Source organism: Allobosea sp. P1_B10 (assembly GCF_056406735.1).
The window spans coordinates 1-8,734 of sequence record NZ_JBFTZP010000031.1; the positions used below are offsets into that span (position 1 = coordinate 1).

Below are 8,734 nucleotides of genomic sequence, written 5' to 3' on the forward strand. Positions count from 1 at the left end.
TATAGGGGCCCCAGGCGACACCGCCGCCCCCCGCGTCGACATACTGGATGTCGGTCTCGAGGCCGTACACGATTGCGCCAGATTGCCAGTTATAGCCGATCTGGGCACCACCGACGAACCGGCCGTCGCTGCTGCCACCACCCAACGAGGCCGACGAGACAGCCGTCGGGCCCGTGACGATGACACCTCCTGAATCACCCCATCCCACGCCGGCATTGAGGCCGACGTACAATCCGGTCCAAGTAAACACCGGTGCATACGTGACGACGGGCGGCGCGCGACTTGGAAGATCGGCCGCGAAAGCCGAGGTCGCAAGGCATGTTGCTATAGCAGTGGATACAAAGCGTAGACGCATGAGATCCTCCTCCATGCACAGTCAGCCAGTTATTGGTTGCACATGAAACGATTAGGAGAAAGCTAACGATCATCAAATTTCTAACGAAGGGAACCAAAATCAGGAGAGAAGTGTTATTTTCATCACCTTAGTTAAACCTGATAATTATTCTCTCGATCGCACGCATACTCTAACACGTGACTGTATGATGTTGGCATATGTGCGCTTTTAGCCTACGACTGGCTCATTCTGACGAGATCAACTGTTTAAGCCTCGCGAGCATGACGAAGCCAACTCCAGACGTGTCAGAGATTCGGAACGTCGAGAACGGAAGTTTGGTGGAACCAACGAGGATGCATCTGCGTCCCGCCGGGGCAATAGATCGATGGCAGCATGGCGTGCGACGGTGCCGGCCGGCGCGAGGATGACGCTCATCGCAAACGGCATCCCGATTGATCGAGATCCGAAGCATGACGCGGATCCAGGAGCGCGGACGGGCTCGTCTGAAATTGCGCCTGCCACATTGGCGGGCTCGCTTTGACGCCGCCTCGGGCGAAGCCTTCCTTGATATCTGCGAGGCCTATGAACTGGCATGGTTGGGGCTTGAATATTGGACAAGAGCCGAACGGCAGATAAACACTGAAATGATTGCGGAATTTCAGGAACTCGTCGCGTCGTTGGAGCGCGACGCTCAGTATGCCGCAACCCGCGACGCTTACAAGCGATAGCTCCGGCAACAAATCGGCTCAAGCCACCCCGCTGCGGTTATCGTCTATGCAGTCGACACTGTATCCAAGGCGTGGTTCTGCCTGCGCATGCCAGCAACCGGGAGCAACCGCAGTCGTGATGCGGGCGAAGGAGAGTAGCAGTGCCCAAAATCACCATCAGCAACGTCGAGCAATACGAAGCCGCGATGAAGGAAATTGGAGCCTTGGCCGGGCGCGCGGAAGGCTCAAAGGAAGCACCTCTCCCGCGCAGGAATGCGCTTAGCATAAAAGGTCACTGTGCGACAAAAAGTCCGACGGCGAGTGTCCGCAGCCAATGGATAGCCCGAGAATTCGCGCTATATTGCCTTCCATGGAAAACGAAAAACACGAAATTCTCGACCTGACGGTCGAGATTATTTCGGCCTATGTCGCGAACAACGACCTACCCGTAGGCGATCTTGCCGCCCTTATCGCAAACACGTTCGCCGCGCTCAGCAAGCTTGGCAGCGAGCCGGAAGCCCCCGTCTCCGCCCCGCTCGTTCCGGCTGTCTCCATCAGGAAGTCTGTCACGCCAGAGGCCATCATCTGCCTCGAAGACGGCAAGTCATTCAAATCGCTGACGCGCCATCTGGGCGCGAAGTTCGGCATCACCCCCGCCCAGTATCGCGCCAAGTGGGGCCTGCCGTCCGATTATCCGATGGTCGCGCCGAACTACTCGGAGAAGCGCTCCGCCATGGCGAAATCGCTCGGCCTCGGACGTAACGCGGCTGCCACGGGCAAGCCGATGCCTGAGCCCGCGCCGAAAGCTAAGCGCGGGCGGCCGAAGAAGGCGGCAGTCTGAGGAATCCTACCCGCCCGTCGCTGTACATCCGAGCTGACGGGCGGATTTTTTACAAGCGGCCACTGCCGCCTGCAATTCTATTTTCGGCCTCTGCGCGCCAGGCCATGAACCCGTATCGCTAGACGAATGGCCGGTCCTGATTGTTTGACTGGCGACTGCGTTCCAGTTTTGCCGCAGCTTCAGCGTATCCGCTGCGGCCACGTCCGGCCGCCGTGCCAGCGGACGCGATGCTATTCCCCGCGTGCTGGGACAATTGAACAACCTGGCGCATTTTCGCGAGGATACCGTCGATTTGGATTCGAGCCGGTCCAGCGACGAAAGGTCGACACGAGGGGAAGCGGTGACATTCAGCCCCTCGATGCTCGTCTTCGCCTCCGTCGCCTTATCCTTGGCCGCGTCGATGGCGGTGGAACCCACCTCTGGTTTGACGGTCTTGGGAATGCCCGCCGAATAGATATCCTCAAACGACTTTAGCATCGGAACGGCCTTGGGCAGGCTGTCGGGACGCGTAGGTGGCAAGCGGCTAGATATAGGCTTGCCAGGGGCAGCGGGCTTATCGGACCAAGCATCGACGTCGAAGCCAAACGACTGCCGATTGTCGGGGGCTAACGGCTTAGGTTTGTCGCCGTAGTAGTCGCCAAAGCCCTTTTGACGGGTGTTCAGGCCCTTGCGGCGCTGTTCAGCCTCCAGCGCGTCCGTATCCCAGTCCTGCAACACAGCGCGCAGCGCCGCCCGCTCGCGTCGCATTCGACGCAACCATATCGCCGGCCTGCCTGACCCGCTTCCGGATCGCAGAAAGCTCTCTGGAGCCACAGCCCCCCGCAGCGCCAACCCCCTGATTATGAACAGTTATTCATGGAACCATCATCCGTTCAGACTGTTGTGTTGCCGGTACGGGGGTCCAAAGGGAGAAACACCATGATCAGGAATCTTGTTCTGGTTGCCGCTCTTACTGTCATTCCTGCGACCGCATTTGCTCAGTCGAATCAGGGTGCGGCCGGGGGTGCTGCGAGTGGGGCCGCAACGGGCGCAGTGGGCGGGGCGATCATAGGTGGGCCCGCTGGTGCTGCGGTGGGTGCTGTGGGCGGCGCCGTGGGCGGCGCCATCGTGGGCGGAATCGCTGCCGACCACCGAACTGAGTTCCGCACGTATGTGAGGGAGCAGAAAGTTCCGTCCGTCGCTTATCGCGAGAACGTTGTGATCGGCGCCGTACTACCGGAGACCGTGACTTATCGCGAGGTACCGGCAAAGTATGGCAAGACTGAATATCGATACACTGTAGTCAATGATAAGACCGTTCTGGTCGAGCCTCGGACGCGGAAAGTCGTTCAGATTATCGAGTAATAATAAGTCAGAGCCCCACCCAAAGTGGGGCTCTTTCTGTTGATACATGCTGGCACCGATGTTGCGCTCAGATCCGCGGGGGTACTGAGGAGAACCAACATGGCACACTCAGCCAAGGCAAGTCTCAGCGCGGGACATAATGTATCAAATGGAATGACGCTCGACGACGTACTTGAGGAACAGTTTCGTATTCTTCACTCCGCGATGAGCACAGTTGAAGACTGGGGCAAGCCGGCGCTCAAGCGTCAGATCGATCTGGCACTCCAGGAGATTGCAGCCCACGTTCGAGATTATTCTGCCATTGCCCAGCAAGCAGCGGCGATCAAGTTCAAGGTCTCAACTCCACGCCCAGGCTCTACTGCCGGCATGAGTAACGATGCGGCTGGTGAACTTCGCAGGTCGGTTATGGCAGCAGAACCCAGTGCTTTTGCCATCGCCATGGGTCGGACTTGGAGATAAGTCCGCCCCGAAACGGGCGGCCCCTGCACCGCCAGCACGTCAGTGCTCGGCGGTACTAGTGGCCCTAGGCTGTTTGGCGGAGGACCAATGCCAAATTCGGCTAAAGTGGCGACACTTATCATTCTGATCGCGGTCTGCGCCGTATTCCTCTTCGCCGCGTTTTCGCTGGCACGGTGACCGCTGCCGTGCACCGCCGGAAGCGTTTGCAAAAGAGATGGATGATGCCTTGTAAAAAGGGATCAGGATTATGTCGCCGCTGCCCTAAATCCCGGCCGCTTCGCTCACGCCCTCGAAGAACAGTTTAAACTGTAGTCGGGCGACCGCGCAGCCAGTTTCGCGGCCGCCCGCCTGTGCCCCCGGCGAACTCGGGGTCATTCAAATTCAGGAACTTGTCTTCTTGGCCCGGCGGGCGTCTTTGCCAGCCTCGCCGCCCGGCTGCTCTGATCTGCCCCCATTGGGTGGCCCGGTTTTTTGCAAACCAAAGCTGCGGTGGACCCGTTGATTCAGCGTCCGTCTTAGCAAGAATTGGTGGAGCCGTATCTGCACGGACGCGATCCGCGCATGCCAATGGTCTCACCGATTTACGCGGATTTGCGGGGTTTGCCGCAGTTGCTGATCGAGGTTGGTCCCAATAAGAGGTCGCTGGATGACGCGATCCGGTTGGCCAGTGTCGCAACGGCGGCCGATGTTCGGACAACACAGCAGGTTTGCCCGCACATGATCCATGCTTGGCACTTGTTTATGCGCAGCTTGCGGATGGCCGCCGGGCGCTGGCGGGGTGGGGTTCTTTGTACGCGCCGCGTTTGGCTGAGTGTGACGGAAGTAAACCTTGAATAACGTGGACTCTTGCATCCAGCACTGACTGACGTGCTGGCCAGGTTTTCCTGTTGAGCGCCCGAGAGCCGACCGTTGGCGCTCGACCGAACGGGGAACGCCAGCTCTTTAGGACTTGAGCCGCGAGGCGCCGCAATCAGACACCGCCTCGCAGCCCGAAAACGCACTAGCGCTAGGCCCCTTAATGCGTGCAACCGCCGCACTATCCGCCAGCTGACTACTCATCGTCACCTGATCACGGACCGTCATCGGCAGTTCGGCCGCTCTGGGTGATGAGAGTACCGGCTACTGTGTCGAAGCGACTAAAAGGCACCTTGGTAGCAGAGGAAAGGCACCTGAAGAATGCGAGCCGCCGCTCACGTCGCGAAGTCGACATTGATTCAGCAGGCGCGTCGATGCAAGTCAGACCGCAAGGCCATCAAATTTGCGACCGCGCAAGGCTTGAGAGCCAATCGGAGAATTTTTCGTTCGCCGAGCGATTTTGCCAATCTGCAAAGGAGTACGGCTTGGAGGCTGCGGCATCCTTGTCGAACGTGGCAATCTGGATGCTGGCAAAACGCTGATCGAACAGATTGACGTTCGCTTCGTCGTTGAGCCTCAAAGCGCGGTCATCGATGTTCGTCGAGCCGACCGACGTCCAGATGTCGTCGACAACCACAAGCTTACAATGGAAGAATGTGGGCTGATACTCGCTGATCGTTACGCCGGCTTGAAGGAGATCGCCCCAAAGGTGCCGGGATGCTTTCCTGACGACGCGCGCATCGGTCTGAGGCCCGGGAATGATGATCTGCACCTCCACACCACGCTTGCGGGCCTCTAGGAGCTGTTGTCTGATCAGGTCGTCGGGAACGAAATAGGGGGTTGCGATCCGGATATTCTTTTGAGCGGAAGCAAGCGCCGTCATCAGCATCAGGTGCATGACGTTGCGCTGATGCGTCGAGCTGACCACCACCTGGGCAGCTTGATCGCCTACGGGGGATATATCCGGGAAAAAGCGGTCGCCGAGTAGCAACTCGCCGGTCGCCTCGATCCAGTGATCGGCAAATGCCGATTGGAGCTCTGCCGCTGCAGGCCCTTCCAAGCGATAATGAGTGTCGCGCCATTCGCCCGGCGCGCGCGCATTACCGTTCCATTCGTCAGCGATGCCCACACCGCCGGTAAACCCAACGCGTCCATCGACAACCAGCAATTTCCTGTGTGTGCGATTATTCAGCCGATCGATCGTGTACCAAGTGATCGGGCGGAACCGGACCACCTCGACGCCGGCGTCCTGCAGTCGCTCGATGAGCCCTTCGTCCATCGGAATGCTTCCGACCCAGTCGAGCAGGACCTTTACGCTCAGGCCCTCACGGGCTTTTGCCGAGAGCGCATCGGCGAATTCGTTAGCGATGGCGCCACGCCAGTAGATATACGTCTCGAAACTGATGGTCTGCCGCGCTTCGCGTATGGCGCGCAGCATTGCAGGAAAGATCTGGACGCCGTTGACGAGGGTCTCGACCTTGTTTCCGGGCACATAGTTCGACCCGAAAAGTGCGCCCATGGACGCCTTGAGCTGGCGATCCGACGATGCAAGATGATGCGGAAGTGGTTGCCGTAATTCGTGCGGCTCCGGCAACAAGTTGCCGACGACGAGGCAACCGACGACCCCAACGGCAGCCGAGAATAGAGCGATAATGAAAGGGTGTTGTCGCAGCTTCATTGGCAATCGAACATAGAGGTTGCGAGGGCGCCGATTGCGATCATTTCCTGGGCGGGTGCGCGAGCGATTCGCCGGCCGGAACCGACCAAGTGGCGGTCCACGTCTCGCTCAATGTGCGCTTTCGCGATTTAAGGAAGATTCTGAGCTCTGCCGATTGACCATCGGGTAACGTCGCATCGACAATTACGCGCACTCCCTTCAGTGGCGAGTTGATTGTGAGGATCTTAGAGACGATCGAACCGCTGGTCGTCGTTGCGACAAGTTCCACACGTTCGGGCTCGCTTTGGTAGTAGGCCAGATCGCCACCGGCAAAATCGACAATGAAACGTTTTGTGCCCTTGCCATCGGTCACGCCATCCTCGACATCCGAGCCGTTGAAGCTCTGCTGCGCTTGCGCGTACGAGTGCAGATGCCATGTCGTCGATACCGCGGTTATGCGGTATCGGAACTCGGCAGGTTGGCGCGAAGGCAGCGGTTTATTCGGCGTCCAGCACGCGACGACATTGTCAAACGCCTCGTTCGTCGTTGGAATTTCGATCAGATCGATCCGGCCCTCGCCCCAGTCGTCCTGAGGTGTGACCCAATAGCCTGGCCTCGCCTCATAACGCGCTTCAAGATCCTGATAGCTTCCGAAGTCGCGGTCGCGTTGCATGAGACCAAAGCCGCGCGGGTTCTTGTCGCCGAAGCTCGAAATGCGCAACGCCTTCGGATTGCGAACGGGCCGCCAGATCCATTCACCAGTCCCGGACTGCATCATCAAGCCGTCGGAGTCGTGGATCTCTGGCCGGAAATCTGAACGTTGGGCCAGATCGCCTTCCCCAGCCTGAAACATCGAGGTCAATGGTGCGATCCCGATCCGCTCGATGTCATCGCGGGGGATGATCGTCGCAGTGACATCCACTGAGGTTTCGCGGCCTGGTCTAACGACATAGCGATAGGCACCAGCGACCGATGGGGAATCAATGAGCGCGTAGATGACGAGGTCCGTCGCGTCGCGCGACGGTTCCTCCACCCAGAGCGATCGCATGAAAGGGAACTCCTCCGGCTGCTTGCCACCTACGTCCAGAGCGAGCGACCGTGCCGAAAGTCCATAGCGATGACCGCGCCCGATGAGACGGAAATAGCTCGCGCCCAGGAACGAGATGACCTCGTCCTGAATCCTGGGGTCGTTGAGGTTGGTCGTGACAGCAAACCCCGCAAAGCCAAGTGCAGGTGAGAGTCCTTTCGGAACGGGCACCTTGCCGTACTCGAAGAGGCCCGTCGTGAACGGTATCGGGATCGCGTTGCCATGATTGATGATGTGAACCTGCACCGGCTTGTCATGCAGGAAGCCCAGATGGAATGGCAGAAGGCGATAGTCTGAGCCGCCTTCGCGCCAGAAGGCCTTGTCCCGACGAAATCGAATTTCACGGTAGCTGTCATAGGTCAGATTCGATAACTCGGCCGGGATTTTGGAGCTTTCGGCATCGAAGGGCTGATTTGCCAATGCCTTCGCTCGCTCAACCACGTCATCGTAGCTGAAGCCTTTCCTGGGCTCGGCGGTAGCCTGAGCCTGCGCTGTGTGGTTCGCAAACACGCAGGTGGTGGATAGCAGAGCGAGAATGGTGCGACGAGACGGTACGGACACGGCTATCCCCAGCCCGGAACGGCAGCCAATCTGCGATCGAGAGCCTCTTTAGAACGCCACTAAGGTGGATCGGTTCCAGGACGGCTTCCTATCAAAGCGCCTGCTGGCAGCGGTGCGCCACTATTCGACATTGAAGTGTTGCCATTCAACGGACACGCCGCGCTGCATGGGCACGTTGTCGAATGTCATGATGCCTTCTACTGAGCGGGTCGGGCAACGCGAAGTGATCCGCCCGCCACCCGTTGTTTAGATGCGCCTCTTTTCGCTGCCAAAGGGGCGATCACAACGAAAAGGCCCCGAGGTTTCCCGCGGGGCCTGATAGGCATTCACTCTGTCCGATCAAATGACCGGGGGCGTCATTCGGCCGGATGCTGTCGCCTCGCGATCGTATGGGTCAGCGTTCTCATCGAAGCGGTTCCAGCCTTCCTTGCGATACGCAGCCGTGCGCTCTGTCCGATCAATCGGGGTCGCACCGTCGAGGATCGCCTCGACGTTCAGCACCTGATCGGGCTCCGCACGGACGGAGACGACGGAGCCGCCGCGACGGACGGTCTCGGCGTAATAGTTCGCCTCGTCCTCGTCGTGGCCTTCCTTGATGAAGGAGCCAACCAGGCCACCAGCGGCGGCACCGGCAATGGCACCGGCTGCGGTGGCGGCAAGCCAACCTGCGGCCACCACGGGACCGACGCCGGGAATGGCCAGCATGCCCAAACCGGCAAGCAGACCGGCGGCGCCACCGACGCCTGCGCCAATCCCAGCGCCTTCCTCGGCGTTGCTCTCACCGGTGTCGCCGCCACGGCCGACGATGCTGACGTTGCTGCTGGAGATGCCGGCTACCTCTAGCTGCTCGACGACCGAGCGGGCGGTTTCGTAGTTGTCGTAAGACCGG

Annotated in this window: 9 protein-coding genes and 1 pseudogene; 5 read left to right on the forward strand and 5 right to left on the reverse strand. The window is 59.4% G+C overall.

Features of this window, described 5'->3' with window-relative positions:
• A pseudogene (locus AC1D2L_RS25555) lies at nt 1-232 on the reverse strand (porin family protein); the annotation flags it as partial.
• 572 nt (nt 233-804) lie between these two features.
• On the opposite strand from AC1D2L_RS25555, the gene AC1D2L_RS25560 reads away from it, so the two are divergent.
• Both AC1D2L_RS25560 and AC1D2L_RS25565 read left to right on the forward strand, forming a co-directional pair.
• Entirely contained in the window at nt 805-1,062 is a 258-nt protein-coding gene (locus AC1D2L_RS25560) for a hypothetical protein (protein ID WP_476848705.1), read from the forward strand.
• A gap of 349 nt (nt 1,063-1,411) precedes the next feature.
• Nucleotides 1,412-1,882, forward strand: a complete 471-nt coding sequence (locus tag AC1D2L_RS25565; RefSeq protein ID WP_476848706.1) for a Ros/MucR family transcriptional regulator — start codon at nt 1,412-1,414, stop codon at nt 1,880-1,882.
• A gap of 6 nt (nt 1,883-1,888) precedes the next feature.
• Here AC1D2L_RS25565 and AC1D2L_RS25570 read toward each other — a convergent pair whose 3' ends face one another.
• Nucleotides 1,889-2,629, reverse strand: coding sequence for a hypothetical protein (locus tag AC1D2L_RS25570; RefSeq protein ID WP_476848707.1), 741 nt, complete (start codon nt 2,627-2,629; stop codon nt 1,889-1,891).
• A gap of 171 nt (nt 2,630-2,800) precedes the next feature.
• Between AC1D2L_RS25570 and AC1D2L_RS25575 the strand changes: the two genes are divergently transcribed.
• The 3 genes from AC1D2L_RS25575 (at nt 2,801) to AC1D2L_RS25585 (ending at nt 4,522) form a co-directional block, all read left to right on the forward strand.
• A complete protein-coding gene (locus tag AC1D2L_RS25575) occupies nt 2,801-3,226 on the forward strand; it encodes a DUF1236 domain-containing protein (RefSeq protein WP_476848708.1) in 426 nt (141 codons plus the stop codon).
• A 99-nt stretch (nt 3,227-3,325) separates the two neighbouring features.
• On the forward strand, nt 3,326-3,685 hold the full coding sequence (locus tag AC1D2L_RS25580; protein ID WP_476848709.1) for a hypothetical protein: 360 nt from the start codon (nt 3,326-3,328) through the stop codon (nt 3,683-3,685).
• 567 nt (nt 3,686-4,252) lie between these two features.
• Entirely contained in the window at nt 4,253-4,522 is a 270-nt protein-coding gene (locus AC1D2L_RS25585; protein ID WP_476848713.1) for an alpha/beta hydrolase fold domain-containing protein, read from the forward strand.
• A 415-nt stretch (nt 4,523-4,937) separates the two neighbouring features.
• On the opposite strand, the gene AC1D2L_RS25590 is transcribed toward AC1D2L_RS25585, so the two are convergent.
• The 3 genes from AC1D2L_RS25590 to AC1D2L_RS25600 form a co-directional block, all read right to left on the reverse strand.
• On the reverse strand, nt 4,938-6,218 hold the full coding sequence (locus AC1D2L_RS25590; protein ID WP_476848710.1) for a phospholipase D-like domain-containing protein: 1,281 nt from the start codon (nt 6,216-6,218) through the stop codon (nt 4,938-4,940).
• 40 nt (nt 6,219-6,258) lie between these two features.
• Nucleotides 6,259-7,845: an OpgD/OpgG family glucan biosynthesis protein gene (locus AC1D2L_RS25595; RefSeq protein ID WP_476848711.1), complete on the reverse strand. Its 1,587-nt coding sequence runs from the start codon at nt 7,843-7,845 to the stop codon at nt 6,259-6,261.
• Between the two features lie 339 nt (nt 7,846-8,184).
• Nucleotides 8,185-8,734, reverse strand: a 550-nt coding sequence (locus tag AC1D2L_RS25600) for a hypothetical protein (RefSeq protein ID WP_476848712.1), incomplete at its 5' end; no start/stop codon positions are given.

Bases quoted from the DNA above. Each gene is read 5' to 3' on its own strand.
- AC1D2L_RS25580 (WP_476848709.1), top strand. From the start codon at position 3,326: ATGGCACACTCAGCCAAGGCAAGTCTCAGCGCGGGACATAATGTATCA.
- AC1D2L_RS25585 (WP_476848713.1), top strand. From the start codon at position 4,253: ATGGTCTCACCGATTTACGCGGATTTGCGGGGTTTGCCGCAGTTGCTG.
- AC1D2L_RS25575 (WP_476848708.1), top strand. From the start codon at position 2,801: ATGATCAGGAATCTTGTTCTGGTTGCCGCTCTTACTGTCATTCCTGCG.
- AC1D2L_RS25565 (WP_476848706.1), top strand. From the start codon at position 1,412: ATGGAAAACGAAAAACACGAAATTCTCGACCTGACGGTCGAGATTATT.
- AC1D2L_RS25590 (WP_476848710.1), bottom strand. From the start codon at position 6,218: ATGAAGCTGCGACAACACCCTTTCATTATCGCTCTATTCTCGGCTGCC.
- AC1D2L_RS25570 (WP_476848707.1), bottom strand. From the start codon at position 2,629: ATGCGACGCGAGCGGGCGGCGCTGCGCGCTGTGTTGCAGGACTGGGAT.
- AC1D2L_RS25560 (WP_476848705.1), top strand. From the start codon at position 805: ATGACGCGGATCCAGGAGCGCGGACGGGCTCGTCTGAAATTGCGCCTG.